Below are 25,702 nucleotides of genomic sequence, written 5' to 3' on the forward strand. Positions count from 1 at the left end.
TCTGCGGTCCTGTATTTCGGTAGTATTGGGATGTAACAGAAAACCACGACACAAAAGGTTAAAATATGAAAATCAAAGTATTTACAAGAGAAGTTAATGAAAACAATTACCCGGAAGGGCTTGCAAGAAGTGTACATTTCGAAGTTATTTCTGATGACGGGATCGCTGCACCTTTAAACAGAAACTACGGAATTCTTTTTGCAAAAGGTGCTATAAGCAAGGATAATACCATCATCCCAAAGGGTGTTCAGAATCCGCTTATATTCAATATGGAAGACGGATGGATTGGTATTACCGCAGAAAGAGTCCTTGAAAACGGTGAGATTGATAAGGATGCTTTAGGCCAAAAAGTCCTTTGGAAGACCAAAGATCTGATTCACTTTGAAGAGGAAAACCTTATTTCTGATGATGAAATCTCCAAATATCTCCCCAAAGAATATGAATCATCAGATTCTATAAAAAAAGAGTTCCTGTCTAAAAATCAAATATATGCAGACGCCCTTGAAGTAGATCCCGAAATAGTAAAGAAAGCCGAGCAATACTGGAATCCAATAGTATGCACCGGTGTAACCTGCAAGGACGACAAGTCAGGTATACTAATTTCATATAGCGACGGATCTTCAAGAGAGAAAAAGTTTGGTCCGGATGGACGTATACACCAGCAGAAGTTTGACTTCCCTCTTGCAAAGGGATACGGCGATCCCGTTATTTTCCCATGGGAAGGAAGGTGGTATTTCATATCAACCAGCGACAATCGTCATGATATAGGTATCTATGTGCGAGAAGCTGATGATGTACATGGTCTCTTTGCAGAAGGTGTCACCGAGCATCTCATCCTTCCATTTGATCCTGAAAGAGGCTTCGAGCAGACCTTCTGGGCACCCGAATTCCATGTAATCGGAGACGAATTATATATTCTTTTTGCTGTTAGCGGCCATGAGTGGGGCCCTCAGTGTCATATGATGAAGAAAAAGAAAGGCGCAAGTATCATAGAAGCTGACAGCTGGGAAGATCCTGTAAAGGTGTGCAAAATGGATGGAACGCCAATAGGACAAGGCGCCATAACCCTTGATATGACTCATATTAAAACAAGCAAAGGTTCATATCTTATCTGGTCATACAGGCAGTTCATCGGACATCCGAATGATACTGGTTCCATGCTTTATATCGCATCCATTGATGAAGATAAGCCATGGATTCTTACAAGTGAACCTGTGCTCCTTACAAGACCTCTTCTTGGTTGGGAGAATGTATCAGGAACTATCAACAACGAAGGCCCTTATGGCTTTATCCATGAAGGAAAGCTCTATGTTACATATTCAGGCGGTGCTGCCAACTCATATACCTATGCAGTTGGTCTTCTGACAGCTGATGAAGATGCTGATCTGTTAGATATCTCCTCCTGGACCAAGAGCATTACACCAGTCCTTAACTTCTATTCTGTAAAAGGAGTTTTCGGCCCTGGTCACAACTCATTCTTTACTAACGAAGACGACGAACTGATGATAGCTTATCATGGAGAGACTGCAATAGATAGTACTCTTAGATGTGATGGTATAAGGCGAGTACACTTCAGAGCTGATGAGACGCCGTATTTCCAGATGTCTGCGGCAGAGGATCTGATGACGTATAGCGAAAGTCAAATATAAAATTATTACAGTATAATCGAAGAAGCTCTATATTCACAAAGAGGGTCGATTATGTGATCGACCCTCTTTTTTTCATTTACTGTTATACTGTTTTCTTTATTCTTCTCATTATTCTACTTTTCTTTATTCTACTTTATTCAGCTAGCACTATTCTACTTCTCGTTATACTTCCTTTCTTTTATACTTCTTTCTTTTATACTTCTTTCTTTTATACTTCTTTCTTTTATACTTCTTTCTCTTATACTGCCTTCTCTTATACTGCCTTCTCTTTTACACAGCTCTTTTCAATAAATTCTCCAATAGTGTCAAGGAACTTCTGATTCTGCATTGGAAGACCTATACTAACGCGAATATATTCTTCGGAAAAGTATCTTATATAAACCCCTTTAGATTCAAGATAACTCATGCATTCCTTAGTATCACAGTGTGGTGCAAAATAGATAAAGCTTGTAGAACTCGGCACTACCGTACAACCAAGCTTTTCAAGTTCTTTTGAAAGATAAACTCTTTGTTCTGTATTGTTGTCCTGTGCTGCCTTATAGAACTCTTTATCTTCCAGAGCAGCTGCTGCACCTGCTGCCGCAACCCTGTTAGTTCCAAAGATACCTGATATTGCACTAAGACAAGTTATGATCTCTTCACTTGCTACAGCGTATCCGCATCTGATACCTGCAAGTCCATATATCTTAGAGAATGTTCGAAGTACGATAACATTTTTGCCGCACAGAACCTTTGAGACCATGCTGGGATAAGAGTCATCTGCCACCCAGTCTATATAAGCTTCATCTATAACACATACAACGTGATCAGGAAGATCATCAATAAAGGTTGAAAGCTTGTCCGGACACAGAAGCGTACCTGTAGGATTGTTAGGATTACAGATATATATAAGCTTTGTTTTATCAGTAATTGCAGCCGAAAGTGCATCAAGATCTGTACTCACACCATCTTTGCCAAAAACCTCTACAAGCTTTGCACCAAACTGGGCAGGAAGTCTGTAGTACTGCATATATGTTGGTGAACAGATAAGAAGTTCATCATCAGGATTAAGGAAAGCTTCTGCAACTGCCTGAATTCCGGCTCCTGATCCATTAAAGGCTGTGATACAGCTCACCGGCATTCCTACATGCTCTGCTATCTTCTGCTTAAGATTCGTAATAGACTCCATTGGATACAGATTACACTTACTAAGTTCCTTTTCCATGGCTTCAAGTGCCTTGGGGCTTGATCCCATCTGATTTTCATTAGCATTAAGTTTTATGATGCCGGGGCCCGGCTTTACCATCATGCCTCCTGCTGTATAGATCTGAAATCCTTTAAGTGGCTCTCTCATTAAATCTTTAACTGACATATCCGCATCCTCCTTAAAAATAAAAGACTGCTACCTGAAAGGTTTGGTCCCCTTTGACCAGGTAACAGTCTGTGTATGGTTGGTTTCAATTCATTACTCAATATCAAGATACTTGGTTCTTATATTTCCTCTTGATGGATCGACGATCCTGTTTGTAAGCTTAGGATTCATTAGTACTATTGTCTCCCTGTTTAGTACAGGAATTGCCCAGAAATAATCTGCTACAAGTATCTTTTCTGCTTCGTGTAAGAGTTCATACCTCTTTACAGGATCAGATTCTTTATTGGACTCTTCCATAAGAGCATCGTATTCACTGCAGTTTGTACCATTATCATTATAGGAATCTGTTGTTCTGTACATTGAAAGATATGTATATGGATCAATAAAGTCTGCTGTCCACTGCATTCTGCAGATATCAAAATCTCCTGCACGTCTGTCTGAAATATTTACCTGTGTTTCCTGAGCTTCAAGCTGTACTTCGATTCCGAGATTTTCTTTCCACTGAGCCTGAAGGGCCTGAGCTATATCGGATTCTATCTGAGTACTTGGATACTTATAAGTTACTGTAGGGAAGCCTTCTCCATTTGGATAACCGGCTTCTGCAAGAAGTTCTTTTGCTCTTTCTACATCATAGGTCAAAAGCTCTCCTCCAGCTTCTTCTGACCAGGTCTTACCTGAAGCCTTGGATATAACACCTGTTCCTACAAAAAATGATGTGCCGATATAATTCGTACCGCAGGCTGTTGCTACAGCATCCCTGTCAATTGAGATCGAAAATGCTTCTCTTACTCTTACATCATCAAATGGTGGCTTTGTTATATCAAAGAGTTCAAAGTTACTTGTTGTTGCAACATATTTTACGAGCTCATCGCTACCATCATATTCTTCAAGAACTGTATAATCTGCTGTTGCTATATCAAGTTCACCTGTCTTATATGCACTGATTATTGCCTGTGTATCTTCCATAGCCATTGTCTTTACTTCATCAAGATGGATCTCATCTTTTAAAACATAGCTATCGTTTTTCTTATATACGCAATACTGATTTGGAACATATTCAGCCATATAGAATGGTCCGCAGCTTACCAGTGCATCCATATCTTCGCCCATTGACCAGGGGCCATTTGTTTCTGTCTGAAGTTCTCTATGGGTCGGGATAAATACCGGAAGTGTCAGAAGATCCATAAAATATGCCGTAGGCTCTGTAAGATTGAAGATGATCGTCTTATCGTCGGGGCACTCAACTCCAAGCGTTGATATATCAGCGCCTTCCTTATAGATGGCTTCTGCTCCTTTAATACATAAGAGCATTGTTGAGTATCCATTACCACAATCAGGATCAAGAGCCCTTGTGATCGTGTTCAAAAAGTCTGCAGCTGTTACTGCATCTCCATTATTCCAGTTTGCATCTTCCTTGATATGGAAAGTATATACTGTCATATCATCATTAACTTCATAGGAATCTGCCAGGATATTCTTGTAACTTCCATCTGCAGCAAGCTCTACAAGCGGTGCTGTTGCAAGAGAAGTATAACTCCACCACCAATATGAAGTGATACCGGCACTATCAAGAGTACCTGACTCCATAGACATTGTAGTAGTTATTGACTTGTAGTTGCCTGCTGCTGTAACCGTATCGCCTGCCTTATTCTTATCACCGCAGGCGCTCATCCCTAGTAGCATACTTAATGCCAGGCCTGTAGCCACAACTTTCTTAAATACTTTTCTCATAATCACACTCCCTTTCTACTTTAAGCAAGATTTTCAATACTTAAGTTTTCTCTCATTCTCAGATATTTAGGTGCATATAAGAAACATGAGACCTGTCTGTTATCAACCTTAAAATTCGCCGGCATTTGATGGAAACATTCTGCCACCGCATATGGACATCTTGTATTAAACGGACATCCCTTTGGAGGGTTGATAGGACTTGGAATCTCTCCTTCTAAAAGGATTCTCTTTTTCCTTCTGGCTGTATTAGGATCTGGTATGGGTTCTGCACTTAGAAGTGCTTTGGAATAAGGATGAAGTGGTTTTTTATACACATCATTGGATGTCCCTACTTCCACCATGTGTCCCAAATACATAACGCCAATCCTGTGACTTATATGTTTAACCATTCCAAGGTCATGAGCTATAAAAAGATAACTTATTCCGGTCGCCTTCTGAATATCTTCCAAAAGGTTAATGACCTGTGCCTGAATCGATACGTCAAGAGCTGATATAGGTTCATCACATACTATAAATTCAGGATCAAGAGCAAGTGTTCTTGCAATTCCTATTCTCTGCCTCTGTCCACCGGAGAATTCATGTGGATATCTTCTGATATGATCAGGCTTAAGCCCTACGATTTCCAGAAGTTCCTGAACCTTCTTCTGTCTGGTTTTCGGTGTGCCAATATTGTGGATTTCCATAGGCTCTCCTATGATCTCACCAACTGTAAATCTAGGATTAAGTGATGCATATGGATCCTGAAATATCATCTGAAGCTTCTGCCTGTATGGTAGCATCTGCTTTCTGGATAATTTTGTAATATCTTTTCCGTCAAAAAGTATCTCTCCGTTAGTTGGTTCATATATCCTTAATATGGTTCGACCAAGACTGCTCTTGCCACATCCCGATTCGCCTACAAGACCGAAGGTTTCTCCTTTTTTTACTTCAAATGATATGTCGTTAACAGCCTGAACCACCTGAGGTTTCATTCCCCTGTTTACTTCAAAAAACTTTGTAAGTCTTTTTACTTCCAATACATTCTCTTCCATGACAAACCTCCTTAGACGATCTTTTTTACAGGTTCTACGTCCACAGTCTTCATTGGCTTAACCTTGATAAGGGATTCATCCATATTTTCAAGCCAGCACCTGCAAAAATGGGTTCCGTTATATCTTGTTACCGGACCTTCCTGAACTGCGCAGACCTTCATGGCATTAGGACACCTGTTCATAAATGCACAGCCTCCAGTCAGCGAAGTCAGATCAGGAGGAGTTCCCGGGATAGGTACCAGCGGCTCATCATCATCTTTTTCTGAATTATTGATACTGTTTAGAAGGCCTTTTGTATATGGATGCTTTGCATGATAGAAGATTTCATCCACTGTGCCCTCTTCAACGATCTGGCCTGCATACATTATTGCGATCCTGTCGCACATGGTTGCTACAACTCCCAGATCATGAGTAATGATTATTACACTTGAACCTCTCTCCTTGGTAAGCTTTTGCAACAGTTCAAGGATCTGTGCCTGAACCGTAACATCAAGAGCTGTTGTAGGCTCATCTGCAATGATAAGTTTTGGGTTACAGGCAAGCGCTATTGCTATGATGATCCTCTGTCTCATACCTCCTGAGAATTCAAAAGGATACTGGTTAAGTCTTTTTTCAGGGCTTGGTATTCCTACCTGCCTCAAAAGTTCTATTGCCTGTTTTCTTGCCTCTTTTTTGCTGCATTTTGTATGTATCCTGATTCCTTCTGTAAGCTGGGTTCCGACCTTAAGTATCGGATTCAGGAAAGTCATGGGATCCTGAAAGATCATACCTATCTCATTACCTCTTACGGTTCTCATGAGCTTTTCATATTCTTTCCTGGCTTTCTTACTCTCATACCTTGGGGAGATGTCTTTGCCATTAAACTTGATCGTACCGTTTACAACTCTGCCGTTACTTGCAAGAAGTCCCATGAGTGTATACATTCCCTGGCTTTTTCCTGATCCGGACTCACCTACGATTCCCAGAACTTCTCCGGGGGCAACATTGTAGGATACATCTCTTACCGCCTGTACTATTCCATTTGGAGTTAGAAATTCAGTTGTCAAATGGCTTATCTCCAATAATTTTTCACTCATAGCCATGGCCTTCCTTTCACTAAATTATTTTTTCTTTGGATTAAGTGCATCTCCTATTCCTTCACCAAAGAAGTTCAGGGAAAAAATCGTAAGGCAGATACAAATAGTTGGAAGAAGCATCTGCATAGGATGAAGCGTCATTACCTGTCTTGCGTCCTGGGCCATCGATCCCCAGCTCGCCATTGGAGCTGAAATACCGATTCCTATAAAACTCAGAAATGCTTCTGTAAAAATTGCACTTGGAACAAGTAGCGTCATCTGGACTATGATTGGTCCTATGGCATTTATGATTAGGTGCCTGAATAAGATTCTTTTATCTGTTGCTCCAAGTACCATGGCTGCAAGTGCGAATTCCTGTTCCTTAAGTGCTATGACCTGACCTCTTACCTGTCTGGCCATTCCTATCCATCCCGGGATACAGACACCTATGAGAATACTTTCTACATTTGCGCCATTTAGCATCATGATAAGGATTACATATATCATTGAAGGCATCGCATAGATGATATCCACTATTCTCATGATCAGCGTATCGAGTTTGCCTCCAAAGTATCCGCAGATACCGCCAATGACTACACCTATGAAGCTGTTGATAATAGCTGCTCCAAAACCTATGCTAAGGCTTATCCTGGCTCCATAACACAGTCTTACGAAGATGTCTCTTCCAAACTTGTCAGTACCAAGTAGATGCTGGGAAGAAAAGACTGCATATGCATTGGACGTATCCTGTGCATCATATTCATAAGGTGATAAGAAAGGTCCCACGATTGCCATAACAGCCATAAAGATAAGTATTAAAAGCCCTGCCAGTGCCATCTTATTTTGCCTGAACCTCTCCCAGGCTTCCTGGATAAAGGTCTTACTTTCCAGTGCTATAAATTCACTGTTTTTCTCTTCCTCAGGTAGTGGCGAAAACCAGTCTTCGATGATCCTTGTATCCATATGATCACCCCCTTAATCTGTAAGCTTGATCCTTGGGTCAACTATTGAGCAAAGAATATCAACCACAAGATTTGCAACTATGATAAGTGCTCCGATAAAAACGCTAAAACCAAGAATTACTGTATAGTCTCTGTTGGTTATTGCATTTGTGAATTCTCTTCCTATACCAGGAATTGAATAAACCTGTTCTATTACAAAGCTTCCTGTAAGAGTAAATGCTATTGCAGGTCCAAAATATGTAATTACAGGAATCAGTGCATTTCTAAGTACATGTTTAAACATGATCTGAAAGTTACTTAACCCTTTGGCCCTTGCCATGATAACGTAGTCCTGCTGCGTTGCTTCCATATATGTACTCTTGGTAAGTCTTGCGATCGTTGCAACAGGTCCGAATGCCTGAGCTGCAACAGGAAGAATATAATGAAGTGGTGATGTCAGTCCTACTACTGGAAGAAGTCCCAGATAAACTCCGAATAAAAGCATTAGGTATAAGGCGATTACAAATGCCGGAACACTTACTCCCATGGTGGCATATGCTAAAAGTATATTTTTTACGATCTGACTCTTTGTAACCGACATCCATATACCAATTGAAATACCGATCACAGCTGAGATTCCGAAAGCTATAAGACCAACCCTGACTGTATATGGTGCCCCTCTTGATATAAGAGTATTGACCGAGATGTTCTTTTTGTATGAAACACCAAGTTCCCCATGCATCAGATTTTCAAGGTAAATAACATATTGTTTCCATTCCGGTTCATTAAGCCCATATGCTTCTTCCATCTGCTCTATCTGCGACTGTGAAAGGTTCTCTGCCTCAAATGGGCTTCCCGGCATCCTGTGAACCAGGACAAAGGTCAATGTGACAAGTGCAAAAAGCGTTACAACACCAACCAACAATCTCTTTAAAATATATTTGAGCATTCTCCCCTACCTCCTTTTCATGCCGCTTTTGCACGCCTTCTAAAAGTTTTGGCTATCCAGCTTCTGTCATCAAAATCCTCGCCTTCATGAAGTCTTCCAAGCCTCTTCATCTCGCCTATGTACATTGCTGTGACAATAACAAGTGAGCAGGCATCAGATACAGGTGTTGCCAGAAGCACTCCCATAAGTCCGAACAATTTGGGAAGGATCAGGAGAGCCGGAATAAAGAAGATTCCATGTCTTGAAAGGGATACAAAAGTTGCGATCTCCGGTTTACCTATAGAAGAAAAGTACATGCTTACCAGCATTTGGAATCCGCCAAAGAGTGCAAACATCTTGCAGGTTCTCATGGCCATCACGCCGTATTCAATAAGCTGAACATCATTTTTGCTAAAAAGATTTATTACAAATTCAGGAGCCAGCATCATGAGTGTCCATATGATCGCTGCAAAGAAGAATGCCATACCCTGAGATGTAAGAGATGCTCTTCTTACTCTTTTGAATTTTTTCCTTCCATAGTTAAAACTGATGACCGGTGCTCCTGCCTGGTTTATTCCTGAGGCAGCTGATGTAATAAAAGCTTCTACTGTGTTAACCACCGATAATGCCGATATACAAAGCTCTCCTCCTCCAAGGAGACTGTAGTAAGGATCGATATCACCGTAATACTGAAGTGATTTATTGATCATGATATTGGTTATAAAGCTGAGCATCTGGAATATAGAAGGTGCAATACCCATCTTGGCTACCGTGATCATCTGACCTATATCAACCACTTTAAAACCGGCCCATTTAAGATTACTTTTGCCTGATATAAAATATGCTACCGAAAATACAGCTCCTACAAACTGACTTCCTACTGTTGCTATCGCAGCTCCGTATATACCAAAACCACATACAACTATCAAAATAGTATTTAGAAAAATATTAAGTACGGCGCCTATCATATTTGCAACCATTGAATATCTTGTATTACCTTCAGATCTTATAATGGCTGCAAGTCCGACATTAAGCATATTAAAGATCTGTCCCAGAGCAGTTATCCTAAGATAGATGACCGCGTAGCCAAAAACTTCACTTCCTTTTTTGGCTCCGCAAAGGCCTACAAAGGATCTGGAAAAAACGGTAAAGAAAAGGCACACTACCGTTGCCATAAGCACCGCCTGGATAATGATATTGGTAAATAGCTTATTTGCCTTTTCATAATCCTGTCTGCCCATTGCAAGAGAAAGCATTGACGCTCCACCTACTGTAAGAAAAAGGGTTAAGGCTATGACCACATTGTTAAATGGAGATAGTACCGAGATTCCGCCAAGTGCATTTCTTCCTACAAAATTACCGACAAATATCTGATCAGCTGTTTTATACAGATATGTTGTAAGGGTTCCAAGAAGCCCGGGTATTGCCATCGACAAAAGCAGTGGAAATATGGGAGCTGAGCCCATTCGCTCGGTATTTCTTCTTGCCTTTTGTGCTCTTTCCATTGCTGATGTATTTTTTATCTCACTCATACTCCTACACCATCTCCTCTTTGCCCTGATTTTTGTTACTAGATTTCTATAATGCCTTTATGCCACGTTCTCCTGTTCTTATTCTGACAACATCATTTAATTCTTCTACAAAGAGTTTGCCATCTCCTATCTTCCCAGTCCTTAGCCTTTCTTCCAGAAGCTTAATGATAGTCTCTATAGTTTCATCATCCCCTACTGTTTCTATCTTTACTTTGGAAAGGCATGTTACCGGCTGTATGATACCTCTATATCTGGTAGATGATCCTCTTTGGTTTCCGTATCCTGATATGTCTTCGATCATGATTCCATATGCTGCACAGGATTCAAAGATTTCCAGAACTTCATTTCTTCTGCTATGCTTTACGACCACTGTAAGTTTTTTCATATTCAACCTCACATTCCCAAACTTTAATCCAGTCATCATTTGTCATTGTGGAAATTAAAGTTTGAATAAGCAGAGCAGCCATGTTCCATAACATCGAGTCCGTCAATTTCTTCATCCTCTGAGACCCTGAGACCTACGATCTTATTGATGATAGTAAATACTATGAATGCGGCTACTGCTACATATGCGATAACTGCAAATGTTCCAAGAATCTGAACTATAAAGCTGCATCCTTCACCAAATACTCCTGTCATTACTGCTCCGAATGCTCCGCATACTCCATGTACTCCTACTGCACCAACCGGATCATCAACTTTTAAGATCCTGTCGATGAATTCTATTGCAAAGACAACAAGTATTCCTGCGACTGCTCCAATGATGAGAGCTTCATAATCAGATACAACATCGGCTCCTGCTGTGATCGCTACAAGTCCTGCAAGCGCTCCGTTACATGTCATGGAGATATCAGGCTTGCCGTACCTTACCCAGGTAACGATCAGGGTAACAAGAGTTGAAGCACATGCTGCAAGGTTTGTTGTCATTGCTATATCGCCAAGATTAGTTGTCGCTGCTGTTGTTGATCCACAGTTAAATCCAAACCATGCAAACCAGAGAATGAATACTCCTAAAACGCCAAGTGGAAGATTATGTCCCGGAATAGCTTTGATCTTGCCATCCTTTCTATACTTTCCTCTCCTTGGTCCAAGGATCGATGCACCGATTATCGCGCACACACCTCCAACCATATGTACTGCACACGATCCTGCAAAATCGTGATATCCAAGCTGGGATAAGAATCCGCCGCCCCAGATCCAGTGACCTGTCACAGGATAGATAAACATGCTGATTGCTCCTGAATAAAGCAGATATGAAATAAATTTAGTTCTCTCAGCCATAGCACCACTTACGATTGTTGCTGACGTTGCACAAAATACTGTGTGGAAAAAGATAAATACACCGATCGGAAGTTCATTAAACATTCCATTTTCATCAGCGAGTGCATTGATATTAAAAAGTCCCTTAGTTCCGATCACTGCATTATCACTGCCAAACATAAGTGCAAAGCCTATCAGGAAAAAGAATATAGATCCTATTACCAGATCCATCATATTTTTCATTAAGATATTTCCCGAGTTCTTAGCCCTCGTAAATCCTGTTTCAACCATTGCAAAGCCTGCCTGCATAAAGAAAACCAGAAAAGCTCCAAGCATGGTCCATATTATATTCATCAAAAGTTTCGCATCCATATATATCCCCTCCTATCAAAGTGCCTTGCTACCATGCTCGCCTGTTCTGATTCGAACCACATCTTCGACATTGTAGACAAATATTTTTCCATCCCCGCAGTTTCCGGTTTTGACCTCCTTTAACACCTGGGCGATTATCGGTTCTACAAGCTCATCTTCAACCACCGTTTCCACCTTTATCTTTGGAAGAAGCTCTATTTCAAGCTCTGCTCCTCTATAAAGACTTTTATGACCCTTCTGATTTCCATAACCCTGAATATTTGAAACCATAGCTCCATGTGCCATACATTCATCCAGTATTTCCTGGAGAATTTCAAATTTTTCAGGTTTTATAATGATCTCAAGCCTCTTCATAATCTCCTCCTTCCCACTTGTGTTATTAAAAAAGACGCCTGTTTCTATTTTTCATAGAAATTCAGACGTCTTTGTCACAAGTCTTTATAAAATTATGCAATAACACTGGTAGGTACCCCCGCTATATAATTTCTTAAATTTTCCGTTGCTATCCGTATTGTTCTGAATCTTGCCTCTTCAGGTGCCCAGGCTATATGGGCCGTTATCGTTGCATTGTCACAATCGAATATAGGTTTTTTCTCGTGTACAGGTTCTCCATCTACAACGTCAAGTCCTGCCGCATACACCTTGCCCGACTTTAAGGCATCTACTAAAGCTTCCTCATCTATGATCGCTCCTCTTGCAGTATTTATGATGATGACTCCATCTTTCATTTTGGAAAAAGCTTCTCTGTCAACAAGTCCTCGTGTCTGGTCTGTAAGCGGACAATGAATCGATATCACATCGCTTCTTGATAGTACTTCATCAAATGAAACCTGTTCGATATCTTTATATTCAGGTCCAACTTTCTTGTGCCTGCTATAAGCTATGACATGCATTCCGAATCCCTGTGCCATCTTAGCCATCCACAAGCCTATATTTCCAAGTCCTATTATCCCGATAGTCTTTTCATAAAGTTCGATCTGTCTTGTACAAACTTTTTTTCTTCCTGTAAATCCATGATTTTCATCAATCATCTGTTTATAGAACCTTGCTTCATCTTCTATATGGTGGCATATATTCATCAGAAGCCCAAAACCGAACTGTGCGATCGTCATATCACCATATACAGTATTGGTAAATGTTACATTATGTCTTCTGGCTGCCAGTTCATCGATCTTACCAAAACCATGTCCAAGCGTTGCTATATATTTGAGTTTCTGATGTTTACTAAAGAATTCTTCTCCGAAATATCCGTCTCTTATCCATGCGCCAATTACCGCATCGTATTTACCAGCCCAGGATTCATCAAACATTTCATAGAAATCTATATCACTAACTTCAGGAATCGCACCTAACTGCTGTTTCCAGTATTCGATAAGGTCTTCTTTATTAGGATAACCACCAACAGCATCTCCCTGACACACCGCTACTTTCATACTTTCACCCCTTCCTGTTTTGTCTTTGGTTATTTATTGATTTAAATAGTACAGGATTTATCAGATAAAATCTAATATCTTTTGAATATCTATTCATATCTTTTGGATATGGGACAAAGAGTATTAGTCATACCGCACAATAATTTAAAAATTTAAAATATTTTCAAAACATATTGACCAACAGCTGATTAAATGCTACTATCGTTTTCAATTTATTACATAAAAATAATTCGTTATCGGGGATTTTTTATATTCAGGGTGTGTGATTTTTGTTTAAACCCCAGCCAAGTGAGTATAAATATACATTTTGAGGCGCCGATCTCAAAAATACATTAATAGAAGATTCAGATTTAAAGTTACACGGATACAAATATAGAATTGTAAGGAATGGAAATCTGTATGGATATCAGACAACTAAAATATTTTCTGACTATAACGGATGAGGGTGGTATTACTGCGGCAGCCAAGAAGCTCCATATGTCACAGCCGCCTCTTAGTAAACAGCTCATGCTTCTTGAAAGTGAACTTGGAGTAAAACTTTTTGAGCGCAAAAACAAGAGCCTGGAACTTACAAACGAAGGAAGAGTCTTATATCAGCAGGCCAGTCTTATCTCCCATGATTTTGATCAGACTATTCAGTTATTTGATGATATGAAAAATGGTATCAGCGGAACTCTGCATATAGGATGTATCGCATCTCTTGCTATTCTCTTTTTCCCTAATTTTATAAAAGACTTTGTAAAAGAAAACCCCAAGCTCAACCTTCAAATGTATGAAAGTAATACTTCGGGGCTTTTAAGACTTCTGGATCAACGCACAGCAGAACTGTGTATCATTAAGAACAATTTTGATAAAAGTAAATATAACTATATAAGCATCGACTGTCTTGTTTCTGATTCTGAAGACAGTCTCTGCGCTGTAGCGCTTCCTAAATACTTTGCTTCAGCTAATGATGATTTTGGTTTTAATGATCTCAAAGATAAATCTCTAATTGTTCAGAGATTTTACGAAACGCCTATAAAGAACGCCTGCATTGATTGCGGATTTGATGCTAATATTATCTGTTCTCATGAAAGTGTTATGACATCACTTAACTGGTGCCTGTGTGATATGGGCATATCGATCATTCCTTACAGCGCAGCTAAACTCACTTCCCTGCTTGTAGGTGGTGAAAATCTTATTGTCAAAAGACTAATAAACCCATCTATAAGTTCAGGCACATCCCTTGTTTGGTCCAAAAATCAGACTCTAAGTCCCACCGCTATTCAATTTGTAAAAGCTATCAATGATATGCTAAGTAAAAGCTCATCTAATACCTAAGCACTATAAGTCATTATCTTTATTGTTAAATATTACTCTTTCCTATTTTTTCCAAGGGTAATGGACGGTGTTCCACAGGAGTTGAAAATGCTATAAGCGTTTTAGTTCTTCCAAACTGCTGAAGCTCATTGATCAAATGATCCAGTTCTTCTGGTTTTCTAAAAAGAACCTTAAGCAGCATTGAATAATCACCTGTGACACAGCTACATTCGACCACGTTTGGTATTTCCTTTATATACGGGTAGAATGAAACTTTATCTTTGGGGTTTACTTCAAGGTTGATAAAAGCCTTGATATTGTAACCAAGAAGTGAATAATCAACTTCTGTATGATAACCTTTGATCAGTCCCAGTTCTTCCAATCTCCGCATACGTGCCGCTACTCCGGGAGAAGACATATAATTGGCACTGGCAAGCTCTTTTAAAGATACCCTTGCATCATTTTCTATCATCTGAAGAATCTTCAGATCTGTCTTATCAAGTTTTATATCATACATAATAAAATCCTCCTCATGATATATTACTAATAAAAAAGAAGGAGCAGAAAACAAAATGCTTCTGCTCCTTTGCATAAAATGATGTTAGCACTTTTGGTTTTATCCTTGCAAACTAATTTTTCAAACTATTCTGTCTAAAAAGTTTATTTAATTAAGTTGAAGACCTATTATTCGTTATAAAATCATCAAAACGACTTAAGTATTTACAATAAGCTCTCAAAGGTATTAAGATTGAAAGTGTTCCACTTTCAAAACCAAATTGATGACGCGAGCTCCATCAATTTGAACCATTAGTCGCTCGTTTCACTCGCGACATGAGGTTAAATATGATCAACAAAGCAACGGCGCTTTAACAAGACACTAAGTCCTGTTAGAGCGCTTTTTTTCAAAAGGAGATTATTATGAAAAAGAGAATCGAATCAGATTCAATCGGATCACTCGAAGTACCTGAAAAGGCATATTATGGAGTACAGGCTCTTAGAGCCAAACAAAACTTTGCAATAACAGGCAATATGATGAATTCAGAATTTTTGAATAATCTGGCACTTATTAAAAAAGCTGCGGCAATAACCAATTATAAAGCCGGACTTTTAGACTATGACAAAGCCAAGGCAATATGCAGCGCAGCTGAAGAAGTAATAAAAGGATATTTTAAAGATGATTTTATCGTAGATGCAGTTCAGGGCGGCGCAGGAACCAGCGCAAATATGAATATGAACGAAGTGATCGCCAACAGGGCTAATGAACTTCTTGGTGGAAAGCTTGGCTATTATGATAAGATCCATCCAAATGATCATGTAAATATGGCGCAGTCAACCAATGATGTTATCCCAACAGCAGGTAAAATGACTGTGATCAGGCTTATGCAGCCTTTAACTGATGAACTTAGAAGACTTGAAAGCACTCTGTATGAAAAGGCATTACAGTTCAGATATGTTATCAAGATGGGAAGAACACAGCTTCAAGATGCCGTCCCCATGACTCTGGGAGAAAGTTTTGGTGGCTATGCATCTATGATAGACAGGTGCTGTAGCAGATTGGAAAATTCCTGTCTTGAGATGCATACAATAAATATAGGTGCTACTGCAATAGGATCCGGCATAAATGCATCAGATTATTACGAGAGAAATATAGCCAAGATTCTCAGCAAAGAATTCGGTCATTATCTTACCAAAGCCGCAGATCTTTTTGATGCCACAGAGAACCTTGACAGTTTTGTAGAAATATCAGGCGCACTAAAGGCCTGTGCTGTAAGCCTTTCCAAAATGTGCAATGACTTAAGGCTTCTTTCATCAGGCCCGCGATGTGGTCTTCATGAAATAAATCTTCCAGCCAAGCAGAATGGATCATCCATAATGCCGGGAAAAGTTAATCCTGTTATTCCCGAAGTAGTGACTCAGGCGGCTTTTCTTGTTATAGGTCATGATACAACAATTGCCATGGCGGCAGAAGCAGGGCAGCTTGAGCTTAACGCTTTTGAACCTGTAGTTTTCTACCAGCTTTTCGAGTCCATTACAGTTCTGACTCATGCTGTAACAACCCTAATAGATAATTGTATAAAAGGAATAACTGCAAACTCAGATCATTGTGAAGAGCTTGAAGAAGGAAGTGTAGGTATTGCTACAGCTCTAAGTCCTATACTTGGATATCAAAAATCTGCAAGTATAGCCAAACAAGCCCTCCACGAAGAAAAGACCATAAGAGAAATCGTACTTGAACAAAAGCTCATGGATCCTGAAAAACTCGATGTGATTCTTGACCCTATGAGCATGGTCGGAATGATCCGCTCAGCATAGTCATAGCTTTTTCTCGATCTCTTTAAGGCCATTACAGAAGTCCTCGTCGTTGTGATCCGACACATGATAGAGAAATTCATGGAATGGCATAACTTTCACATCGTTGACTTCATGGGGATCAAACTTAAAGCCGTTCTCAGGAACATCTACTCTGCACATAAATACAGACAAAAGAAGTCCTGTGCCATCGTCCCAATCAACGATCCTCTCAAAACCAAGTTTCAGCTCTTCAGGAGAAATAGTTATATCAAGTTCCTCTTTGACTTCTCTGATGGCTGCTGCCTCTTGCAGCTCTCCTGCCATCACAGCGCCTCCTGTCATATCCCACATACCGGGATAGAATCTGGCTTTGAGAGATCTTTGCTGAACAATATACAGCCCCTCGCCTTCTCCCGGCGCAGGGCTGTCTGTTGTCTTCATGATCACGAGTACATGTCTGTAATATTCCCCGCGCTTTTTAGGATCATGCTTGGGTCTTGTTACTCCTGTGTATTGTCCGTCCCTTGTAAAGATGTCTATGTATTCCATTTTTATTATCTCGTTTCATTTAGTATATATGTGCAGCGTATAATATTATTCAATCTCGAGCATCTTCTATTTGATGTAACTTTTGTCCTTTACGTAAATCAAATAAGAATTCCCGAAAAATGATCAATCTCATGCTGGATTATCTGTGCAGTAAAATCTTTATATTTTCCGTGCTGCGGCTTAAAGTCCTTATCAAGATAATCTACCTCGATCTCTTTATATCTGGTGCATGGCCTTACACCTTCTAGTGACAGGCAACTCTCCTGGGTCTGATACGCTCCGCTTTTCTTAGTAATTACGGGATTGACCATAGCAACATGGAATGGCCCCATAGCTACCACTATAATCGTTTTACAGGCGCCGATCATGTTCGCCGCCATACCAACGCATCTGTCCTGATTGGCTCTTAATGTATCAAGAAGATCCTCTATTACCTGCTTGTCCGCTTCTGTAGCTTTTTCAGATTTCTTTTGTAAGAAAAAAGGATCCTTAACTATCTGTTTAACCATATCTTGAAATCTCCTATTTTATGAGCCTTTAAAGCCAATTAAGTGTGACTGACTCATAATTTTCATTTCGCAAATTTAAATATTTTCCATTTTTGCGAATCAGAAATTATTACCATTCCATCCCCAATCATCTGATCCGAAGTATCTGATATACATGTGGTCTGGAGCTACGCCAAGAACGTCTCCATATATCCCTGTAAGTTCCTGAGTCATCTTGTCATAAACATCAGATGATGCGCTTCCGTATATCTTAACTTCAATGAATGCTGTAGGCTCAGATCCATCACCTCTGAAATACATAGGAATATCTCCCTCAATCGCCAGCATAAGCCAACTCTCGCTCTTTCCAGGGATGATTGATATTGCCTGACCGAGGCGTTCCTTGAGCTGAGTTTCTTTTTCTTTAGATATTGTTACGTTAGTTTTAGTTGAAATGAATGGCATAATTAGTCCTCCTTAGTACCTTTTGGCTTCTTACTATAAATACTTATTTACTGTTTTTTGATTCCTTATTGGATTTAGATGTAGTCAACATCTACTATTGTATACAAAAAAGGACCGGAAATACATACCGATCCTTTTCCAAAAATCTATATTTCTTTTCCCAAAACTTCCAATTAGTGATGGAAGAATCTCATTCCTGTAAATGCCATAACCATATCGTGGCTGTTAGCAGCTTCGATAACGTTGTCATCACGTACAGATCCGCCAGGCTGAGCTACATACTTAACACCGCTTCTAAAGGCACGCTCGATGTTGTCACCAAATGGGAAGAAAGCGTCTGAGCCAAGAGCTACATCTGTGTTTTTGGAAAGCCATGCTCTCTTTTCCTCAGCTGTGAATACTTCAGGCTTGGTCTTGAAGATGTTCTGCCACTTGCCTTCTGCAAGTACGTCCATATAGTCCTCACCGATGTAAAGGTCTATAGCATTGTCTCTATCTGCTCTTCTGATAGAATCAAGGAAAGGAAGCTCAAGAACCTTAGGACACTGACGAAGGAACCAGTTATCAGCCTTATTACCTGCAAGTCTTGTGCAATGGATACGTGACTGCTGACCAGCTCCGATACCGATTGCCTGGCCGCCCTTAACATAGCATACAGAGTTAGACTGTGTATATTTAAGTGTGATAAGAGAGATGATAAGATCGATCCTAGCCTGCTCAGGAAGCTCCTTGTTTTCAGTAACTATGTTAGAGAGCATATCGTCACCGATCTCGATGAAGTTGTGTCCCTGCTCGAATGTTACTCCAAATACCTGCTTCTTCTCAAGCTGTGCAGGTACATAGTTTGGATCTATCTTGATAACTGCGTAGTTACCGTTCTTCTTAGCTTTAAGAATTTCAAGAGCGTCATCATCGTAGTCAGGAGCGATGACACCGTCAGATACTTCTCTCTTGATAAGCTTTGCTGTTGCAAGGTCGCACTTGTCAGAAAGTGAGATGAAATCTCCAAATGAAGACATTCTGTCAGCGCCTCTGGCTCTTGCATATGCAGATGCTATAGGTGTAAGCTCTCCCATATCCTCTACCCAGTAGATCTTCTTCTCAATATCTGTAAGAGGAAGTCCTACTGCTGCTCCTGCAGGTGATACATGCTTAAAAGATGTTGCTGCAGGAAGTCCTGTAGCCTTCTTAAGCTCAGAAACCAGCTGCCAGCCGTTAAATGCATCAAGGAGGTTGATATATCCGGGCTTGCCGTTAAGAACTTCGATAGGAAGATCACTTCCATCCTCCATGTATACTCTGGAAGGCTTCTGATTAGGGTTGCAACCATATTTTAACTGTAATTCGTTCATATTAATTCTCCCATTCTCTCATACGCATTATCATTCAATGTTACTTATTCAAATATAACAATAGAAAAGACATAGTCTTAAAAGCTTCTTTTGACCCTTACGTCACATAAATGAAATGCATTTCCAAAAATATTTTTTTACTATTATCAGTCTTTATTCTTGTTAACGATCCTTGTCTCATACTCGCCTGTTGCGATATTGATGAATCTTGTGAAAAGAGATACCTTGTTATCTTCATTAAGAGCATTCCATACATTCTCTGTGAATGTGTCGATATCGCCCTCGATGTTTACAAGTGTAGGCTCTCCCTCATAGCTTGGAAGCGGGTTGCCATCACCCATGTATGTGTGGATAAAATAACCTTCGCCAGCCTTAGGATTTTCATAAGAATATGTGAATCTCTGGCAATTGGATGGATCGCCGTGATCGCTCTTAAGAATAGAAAGAGCATAGTCATACTTACCTGTGATCACATGCATAAGGCCTGATATACGAGGTGTGTAGTTTGGAGCATCAGGCTCAAACTCACGGCTTCTGAGTGACTCTTCAAAAGTCTTGCCTGTTGAAAGGCCATCATAGATAGTATCTGTCTGATCACCGTTAGTTACGATTGTGTAAAAACCGTATGTTCTTACAGGTGCATAGATGATAAGGCTTGGATCTTCCATCTTGGAAGGATCGAATGCCTGTGTGCGGATTCCTGTTCCGTCTGTTACGAATACGCGGTTACGGCTGTTAACACTTCTGCCCATGATGAAATATGCGCATACAGCATACTTGCCATCAGCACTTGTGCCAATAACAATACCACGTCCCGGATAAGAATTGCCTGAAAGTTCTTTCTGTAAATCTGTCATGATAGTCCTCTCTTTGCGAGTGAAAAAGTTAGAAGCACAGCCTGCATAGCTCGCAGTACAAGCCGTGTGAGCGAATATCATCACTCTTCTTAGGTTAACTGAATGCATCACAACGGAATTACAATATAGAAAAACCGCCTGAGCATCCCAAATACAGGTTGCCCAGGCGGTCGACATAATTCAAACTTAGGCCGTACTCCCCATGGCTTTTGCGCCATTTTATTCCGCCAGTTGTACAGCACCTAAACTATACACGATTGTCACAAAAAGTGCAAGTCATTTTTACAAACTAGATAGAATGTTTTAGGATTGTGAGAGTTTTCGAAGATCACCCGGAATTCTTTGCTAGATACCAGCTTCGAAATGCTGCTGACAATTATCTGTACACTGCCAAATTTAATCTCTTTGTGATAGAATTAAATCACACAGACATGGCTAGACTTGAAGATAAGAAGCAAAAAGTTGACACTTGGGCCAAACTTTTCAAAGCAACTACCTGGGAGGAAATCAAGATGATAACTAAAGAAAATCCATCCATGAATTCCACAGCAGAAACTATATTTTTGTCAAACTCTGATTATGCCATAAGGGAACAATGCAGAGTCAGAGAAGATAACATTGCTCATGAGAAGTATCAGAAAGAGTGTTTAGAAAAACTCACCAAAGAAAATGAAGATCTTACTAAAGAAATCTATAATCTTGCAAAAGAAAACAATACCCTTGCTGAAGAAAATGCCCGTCTTCTAGCATTGCTTAAAGAAAAAGGAATTACAGCTGAATCGATAGGAGACAGTAATTAACAGGCCTCCCTTCATAGAACCTTACGTACCTTTAATAAATCTTTTTTCAATAAAAGCGCGATCTATTTGGCCACACGAAAGATATCTTGGTTTATATATGTGAAATTCTTCTTCAAAAATTTGACTTATACATAAAAGGAGCCTCAGAAAGGCTCCTTTTATTATGATTATTACAATCAACAAGAATCACATTTTATCACTCATTAGCCTTAAGGCTTGCAACCATATCTACCTTCTTAAGGCTGCGTGACAATACTATGCTTGTTACAAGCATGATCATAAGGGTACCTATTATAGCGATCAGATAAGCTGACAGGTCTATATTGGCGAAGAAATCGTAATTATCACCAATGGCATATTTGAACATAAAATCAGTAAATTCATAGCCTAGGGGGAGCCCTAGTATGATACCTATTATCGTAAGCCAGAGATTCTGCTGGGTATATATAAGTGCAAGCTTGCGGAATTTAAATCCCAGCACTTTAAGTGTTGCAAACTGGTACATCTTCTCGCTTAGAGCAAGGATTCCCATGTTGTAGATTATGATAAAGCCAAGAATCGCTGATATGGCTATAAGTAGAACTATCATACTGCTTATCATTTCTAACATAGAATTCATCTGCTCTTTCATAGACTCAATAGAGGTGATCGTAGATACTCCGTCTATGTCAGAATCCGTGATATCACTAAGGTCATCATCTGTGTAGATCGTATCGCAGACGTAAGTCTCACCAAGACCTTCAAATGCAGCTCTTGTCATAGAGAACTGCTGGTTTTGAGGATCTCTGTATGCGGATACGATCTTGGTTTCATACCAGTCATCCTCTCCCATGATCCTCCAAGTCAGAGTATCTCCTAATGACAGATTGTTTTCTTTAAGGAGCTTTTCTGTGGCATATAAGGCTCCTTCTTCATTAATATCGCCTTTAGTATTATCCGAGATTCCATCATTAATATCATAAGTTGATGTATCATGGCCGGATACTCTGAGATAGCCATCAGAATCATTGACAGTTATTGCTGATGTAATGATATTGCCATCAGTATCTTTATACTCAATTGCAACTGTCTGGCTACTTGCATCTCCATATGCATCAAACAGTTCTCCTAGTCTATCATCAGAAACATTCTCTGAGAGCGTGAGTTTATAGTTATAAGCCTGTATATTATCAAACTCCCATTCAAGATAATGATTGAGAGAATCCTGCATACCAAATGCCATTACTATAAGTAAAGTTGAACCCATAACGCCAACTATAGCCATAATGCTGCGGGATCTGCTTCTAAGGATATCTCTTAAGTTCCACTTTACAGAAAATGGAAGTCTTGTGCTTAATCCTTTGCCGCCTTCTTTGGCTTTTATTTTAATATGTGGGACTTCAAGTCTGAGAGTTTGCGCAGCAGATTCTTTCAAGATACTCTTTATGGACAGGTAAGTTATTATCGTAATAGCTGCCACGATCATTATAGCGATAATATAGTTCTTACTAAGAATACATCTGTGAGCACCGGGCAGGTCAAACATAGACAGTTCCATATTCAGAAATGGCTGACCTAGTACAGGGCCTCCTATTACAAGTCCCAAAACAGCCGCCATAAGGCTTACCCAAAAGCCATACGCGATATAATGGATTGTAACTCTCCCGTTTCTAAATCCCAGTGCCTTTAAGGTTCCTATTTGTACTCTTTGCTTCTTAACAAATCTGCTCATTGTTGTCACTACAGAAAGCCCGGCGATAAATACAAACAAGAATGAGAACATACCGGAATATGTATCACCCTCTTCTGACTCAGCCTTTAATGACGCATAAGATCCCCACACGTCTCTATCAGTAATTGCACTTATAGAAGTATCATCAAGTTCATAGATTTCATTTTTTACAGATTTAAGTTTATCTTCGAATTGTATTAATTCTTTAGAATCAATATATGGATTTGGCGCGGTGCCTGTAACATCAACTATAGCATTTGGATAAACATAGCAGTCTTCCAATTTAAAATCAGGATCTAAAGCTTTAATGAATGCCTCTTTATCTGATACAGAAGCCTTCCCGGAATTAATAAGTTCAGCTTTGTCCAAAGCTGTCTCAAGATCCACATCCTCATCTATATCAAGCTCACCTTTGACAAAATCTATATCAGCTCCCATTGATGTATATGCATCTACAGCCTCCTGAATGTCAGCTGCGCTATCAAGCATTTCTGCAACATCATCTTCTTTTAGAATCTCATCATAGAGGTATTCTTTAGGGAACTCATTTATTGACAGATATGCCCATCCAAAGTCTGCGGCATTCTGGAATATAACAGAGGAATCAGATACTGTATATACGTGATCAGGAGATGATACGATTCCTCTTACTGTCTCAGTAAATTCATAACCTTCAACATAAAATGTAAGTTCATCACCAACTTTAATCCCCCTTGCTTTGGCAAAATAGTATCCTATCCAAACGCCATCTTTGTCAGGGCTATATTCTTCACCATCTCTAAGATACATCGATGATATATTCTTAACATCATCTTCGCCATCCAGGAAATTAAGCTCCATCTGAATATTCAAAGGTTCAGAGCCTTCCTTACTGTTAATATCTACTGAGCCTGGCATAGTCAGATATCTTTCTACGTCAGTTACATTATCTAAAGCTTTTATTGTATCTATATCATCAGTGGTAAAATTCTCGCTATAAAGCCATAGATCTTCAAGATTATTCTTCTCATAGAACTCAACTGATGAGTATTTAAGTCCATCTGAAAAAGCACTTATTCCTGAAAAAGCCATGATCGCCAAAAATACCATGGCAAAAATAGTAAAAAACTGTCCAAAGTTTCTTTTTATATCTCTGAATATTTTTTTCCTAAGCATATTACCATTGAACCTCATCTATGTTTGCCGGGTTTAAGTTCTTCTCAACACTCTTTATCCTGCCATTCTTGACACGTATAACAACGTCAGCGATATCAGCAATAAGAGCATTATGCGTAACGATAATAACTGTGTTATTGCCTCTTTCTTTGGTAGTCTGCTTCTTTAATATCTTAAGGATCATCACACCTGTTTGAGAATCAAGGGCTCCTGTTGGCTCATCGCATAGAAGGAGCGCAGGATTCTTGGCTATAGCCCTTGCAATAGATACGCGCTGCTGTTCACCGCCTGAAAGCTGATTGGGGAACTTGTACATATGCTCTGATAAGCCCACATCCTCAAGAGCTTCAGCAGCATCCAGATGATCTTTAACAATTTCATTGATAAGCTCAACGTTCTCTTTTACGGTAAGAGATGGAAGAATGTTATAGAACTGGAATATAAATCCAACAGACTTAGCTCTAAAATCGCTTAGCTTGTTCTCGGAATACCCTGTTATATTCTCACCATTAACGATTACTTCCCCCTCAGAAGGTGTATCCATACCGCCTATCAGGTTAAGAAGTGTGGATTTACCAGCACCTGAAGGACCAAGTATTACTACAAGCTTGCCCTCTTCTATATCCAGATCAACATGATCAAGAGCTCGATACTCCTTCTCACCCACGTTGTAAATCTTTGACACATTTCTTAAAGACACTTTATTCACTACTTTATTCACTTCCTTTCTCCTTCACTTCCGGTAATTACATCAGTATACAGTCCAGCCACCCTCTGACTAAAAAGAGCATGATCTTGCGGGTTCTTTTCTTGGCAGCCTTAACGTCCTCCTCATGAGTAACAAGATGTATATAGGCTTCCACATGTAGATGTGACAGCCAATGTACCATGTATTCATCTACCTTTTTGCCTTCTTGCCTTGCATAGACTGTTGCCAGCTCACCATATTCTTTTTCAAGTTCTGCAATGATCATATCCGGGGCCTTCTCCAAAGATGAGCCTGCAGATTTGGTAAGCAGTATCATTGCTTCTTCGCGGTGAGAATATAAGATATCTACAAGCTTATCTGCCAAGGCAATTTCATGTTCAAAATCAGACTCTACCAAGATATGGCTACTATTTTCTTTGTCCTCCAAAATATGTTCTGCAACGGCAGTTTGTACCGGAATCAGCACATGATTTACTATTTCGCAAAAAAGTTCATCTTTATCTTTGAAGAAAAAATAAATTGCGCCCGTAGTACATCCGGCTTTTGAGCATATTCTTCTTAAAGATGCTTTCTCAAAACCATATTCTGAAAACTCTTCTTTTGCTGCAGCCATGATCTTGGCTCTGGTTTCTTCCTTTTCTTTTGTAGACATGTAGGCCTCCCTAAAAATAGATAACAGTGTTATGTACATAACACTGTTATCTTAACTCCTTAAAATATTTTTGTCAAAACAAAATTCTCA

Annotated in this window: 24 protein-coding genes and 1 riboswitch; of the genes, 4 read left to right on the forward strand and 20 right to left on the reverse strand. The window is 39.7% G+C overall.

What is annotated here, in order from left to right; all coding sequences use genetic code 11:
- The first annotated feature begins 65 nt into the window (after positions 1-65).
- Complete coding sequence (locus I7804_RS16635; protein ID WP_248404233.1) at positions 66-1,649, forward strand: family 43 glycosylhydrolase; 1,584 nt, start codon at positions 66-68, stop codon at positions 1,647-1,649.
- Between the two features lie 253 nt (positions 1,650-1,902).
- On the opposite strand, the gene hisC is transcribed toward I7804_RS16635, so the two are convergent.
- From hisC to I7804_RS16690, 11 genes are all read right to left on the reverse strand, one after another.
- Entirely contained in the window at positions 1,903-3,000 is a 1,098-nt protein-coding gene (gene hisC, locus I7804_RS16640; RefSeq protein ID WP_248404234.1) for a histidinol-phosphate transaminase, read from the reverse strand.
- A 93-nt stretch (positions 3,001-3,093) separates the two neighbouring features.
- Positions 3,094-4,731: a peptide ABC transporter substrate-binding protein gene (locus I7804_RS16645; RefSeq protein ID WP_248404235.1), complete on the reverse strand. Its 1,638-nt coding sequence runs from the start codon at positions 4,729-4,731 to the stop codon at positions 3,094-3,096.
- 20 nt (positions 4,732-4,751) lie between these two features.
- Positions 4,752-5,762 (reverse strand): ABC transporter ATP-binding protein, encoded by a 1,011-nt coding sequence (locus I7804_RS16650; RefSeq protein ID WP_051217033.1) that lies wholly within the window; start codon positions 5,760-5,762, stop codon positions 4,752-4,754.
- A gap of 11 nt (positions 5,763-5,773) precedes the next feature.
- Complete coding sequence (locus I7804_RS16655) at positions 5,774-6,838, reverse strand: ABC transporter ATP-binding protein (protein WP_022757715.1); 1,065 nt, start codon at positions 6,836-6,838, stop codon at positions 5,774-5,776.
- A gap of 24 nt (positions 6,839-6,862) precedes the next feature.
- Complete coding sequence (locus I7804_RS16660; protein ID WP_248404236.1) at positions 6,863-7,780, reverse strand: ABC transporter permease; 918 nt, start codon at positions 7,778-7,780, stop codon at positions 6,863-6,865.
- Positions 7,781-7,792: 12 nt separating this feature from the next.
- Entirely contained in the window at positions 7,793-8,707 is a 915-nt protein-coding gene (locus tag I7804_RS16665) for an ABC transporter permease (RefSeq protein ID WP_022757713.1), read from the reverse strand.
- 17 nt (positions 8,708-8,724) lie between these two features.
- Positions 8,725-10,218, reverse strand: a complete 1,494-nt coding sequence (locus tag I7804_RS16670; RefSeq protein ID WP_248404237.1) for an MATE family efflux transporter — start codon at positions 10,216-10,218, stop codon at positions 8,725-8,727.
- Positions 10,219-10,264: 46 nt separating this feature from the next.
- Entirely contained in the window at positions 10,265-10,603 is a 339-nt protein-coding gene (locus tag I7804_RS16675; RefSeq protein ID WP_022757711.1) for a P-II family nitrogen regulator, read from the reverse strand.
- 35 nt (positions 10,604-10,638) lie between these two features.
- Positions 10,639-11,850: an ammonium transporter gene (locus I7804_RS16680; protein WP_248404238.1), complete on the reverse strand. Its 1,212-nt coding sequence runs from the start codon at positions 11,848-11,850 to the stop codon at positions 10,639-10,641.
- Positions 11,851-11,865: 15 nt separating this feature from the next.
- Positions 11,866-12,204 carry a P-II family nitrogen regulator gene (locus I7804_RS16685; protein WP_248404239.1) on the reverse strand — a complete coding sequence of 113 codons (339 nt, stop codon included), beginning with the start codon at positions 12,202-12,204 and terminating at the stop codon, positions 11,866-11,868.
- 92 nt (positions 12,205-12,296) lie between these two features.
- Complete coding sequence (locus tag I7804_RS16690) at positions 12,297-13,283, reverse strand: 2-hydroxyacid dehydrogenase (protein WP_022757708.1); 987 nt, start codon at positions 13,281-13,283, stop codon at positions 12,297-12,299.
- 399 nt (positions 13,284-13,682) lie between these two features.
- Here I7804_RS16690 and I7804_RS16695 point away from each other — a divergent pair, with 399 nt between their 5' ends.
- Positions 13,683-14,603 carry a LysR family transcriptional regulator gene (locus tag I7804_RS16695; RefSeq protein WP_248404240.1) on the forward strand — a complete coding sequence of 307 codons (921 nt, stop codon included), beginning with the start codon at positions 13,683-13,685 and terminating at the stop codon, positions 14,601-14,603.
- Positions 14,604-14,628: 25 nt separating this feature from the next.
- Here the strand turns inward: I7804_RS16695 and I7804_RS16700 are convergent, their stop codons facing one another.
- Positions 14,629-15,099, reverse strand: a complete 471-nt coding sequence (locus tag I7804_RS16700; RefSeq protein ID WP_073388562.1) for an Lrp/AsnC family transcriptional regulator — start codon at positions 15,097-15,099, stop codon at positions 14,629-14,631.
- 401 nt (positions 15,100-15,500) lie between these two features.
- Here I7804_RS16700 and I7804_RS16705 point away from each other — a divergent pair, with 401 nt between their 5' ends.
- Complete coding sequence (locus tag I7804_RS16705; RefSeq protein WP_248404241.1) at positions 15,501-16,895, forward strand: aspartate ammonia-lyase; 1,395 nt, start codon at positions 15,501-15,503, stop codon at positions 16,893-16,895.
- Here the strand turns inward: I7804_RS16705 and I7804_RS16710 are convergent, their stop codons facing one another.
- The 5 genes from I7804_RS16710 to I7804_RS16730 form a co-directional block, all read right to left on the reverse strand.
- Positions 16,896-17,423 carry an NUDIX domain-containing protein gene (locus I7804_RS16710; protein ID WP_248404242.1) on the reverse strand — a complete coding sequence of 176 codons (528 nt, stop codon included), beginning with the start codon at positions 17,421-17,423 and terminating at the stop codon, positions 16,896-16,898. It lies immediately after the preceding gene.
- 98 nt (positions 17,424-17,521) lie between these two features.
- Positions 17,522-17,932, reverse strand: coding sequence for a peptide deformylase (locus I7804_RS16715; RefSeq protein WP_022758447.1), 411 nt, complete (start codon positions 17,930-17,932; stop codon positions 17,522-17,524).
- A gap of 99 nt (positions 17,933-18,031) precedes the next feature.
- Positions 18,032-18,376: a phenylpyruvate tautomerase MIF-related protein gene (locus I7804_RS16720; RefSeq protein WP_073388567.1), complete on the reverse strand. Its 345-nt coding sequence runs from the start codon at positions 18,374-18,376 to the stop codon at positions 18,032-18,034.
- Positions 18,377-18,549: 173 nt separating this feature from the next.
- Positions 18,550-19,728, reverse strand: a complete 1,179-nt coding sequence (locus tag I7804_RS16725; RefSeq protein ID WP_248404243.1) for a phosphoribosylaminoimidazolecarboxamide formyltransferase — start codon at positions 19,726-19,728, stop codon at positions 18,550-18,552.
- Between the two features lie 146 nt (positions 19,729-19,874).
- Positions 19,875-20,585, reverse strand: coding sequence for an IMP cyclohydrolase (locus tag I7804_RS16730; protein ID WP_034454226.1), 711 nt, complete (start codon positions 20,583-20,585; stop codon positions 19,875-19,877).
- Between the two features lie 153 nt (positions 20,586-20,738).
- Positions 20,739-20,830: riboswitch (ZMP/ZTP riboswitch) on the reverse strand.
- 186 nt (positions 20,831-21,016) lie between these two features.
- On the opposite strand from I7804_RS16730, the gene I7804_RS16735 reads away from it, so the two are divergent.
- A complete protein-coding gene (locus tag I7804_RS16735) occupies positions 21,017-21,385 on the forward strand; it encodes a hypothetical protein (protein WP_248404244.1) in 369 nt (122 codons plus the stop codon).
- A gap of 196 nt (positions 21,386-21,581) precedes the next feature.
- Here I7804_RS16735 and I7804_RS16740 read toward each other — a convergent pair whose 3' ends face one another.
- From I7804_RS16740 to I7804_RS16750, 3 genes are read right to left on the reverse strand one after another with little or no spacing between them, the layout of a single operon-like run.
- Positions 21,582-24,251 (reverse strand): ABC transporter permease, encoded by a 2,670-nt coding sequence (locus I7804_RS16740; protein ID WP_248404245.1) that lies wholly within the window; start codon positions 24,249-24,251, stop codon positions 21,582-21,584.
- Position 24,252: 1 nt separating this feature from the next.
- Positions 24,253-24,972, reverse strand: a complete 720-nt coding sequence (locus I7804_RS16745; protein WP_027205095.1) for an ABC transporter ATP-binding protein — start codon at positions 24,970-24,972, stop codon at positions 24,253-24,255.
- A gap of 25 nt (positions 24,973-24,997) precedes the next feature.
- Positions 24,998-25,612: a TetR/AcrR family transcriptional regulator gene (locus tag I7804_RS16750; protein ID WP_248404246.1), complete on the reverse strand. Its 615-nt coding sequence runs from the start codon at positions 25,610-25,612 to the stop codon at positions 24,998-25,000.
- Positions 25,613-25,702: the final 90 nt, after the last annotated feature.

Origin of the sequence: Butyrivibrio fibrisolvens, from assembly GCF_023206215.1 — a bacterium.
GTDB classification, from domain to species: domain Bacteria; phylum Bacillota; class Clostridia; order Lachnospirales; family Lachnospiraceae; genus Butyrivibrio; species Butyrivibrio fibrisolvens_C.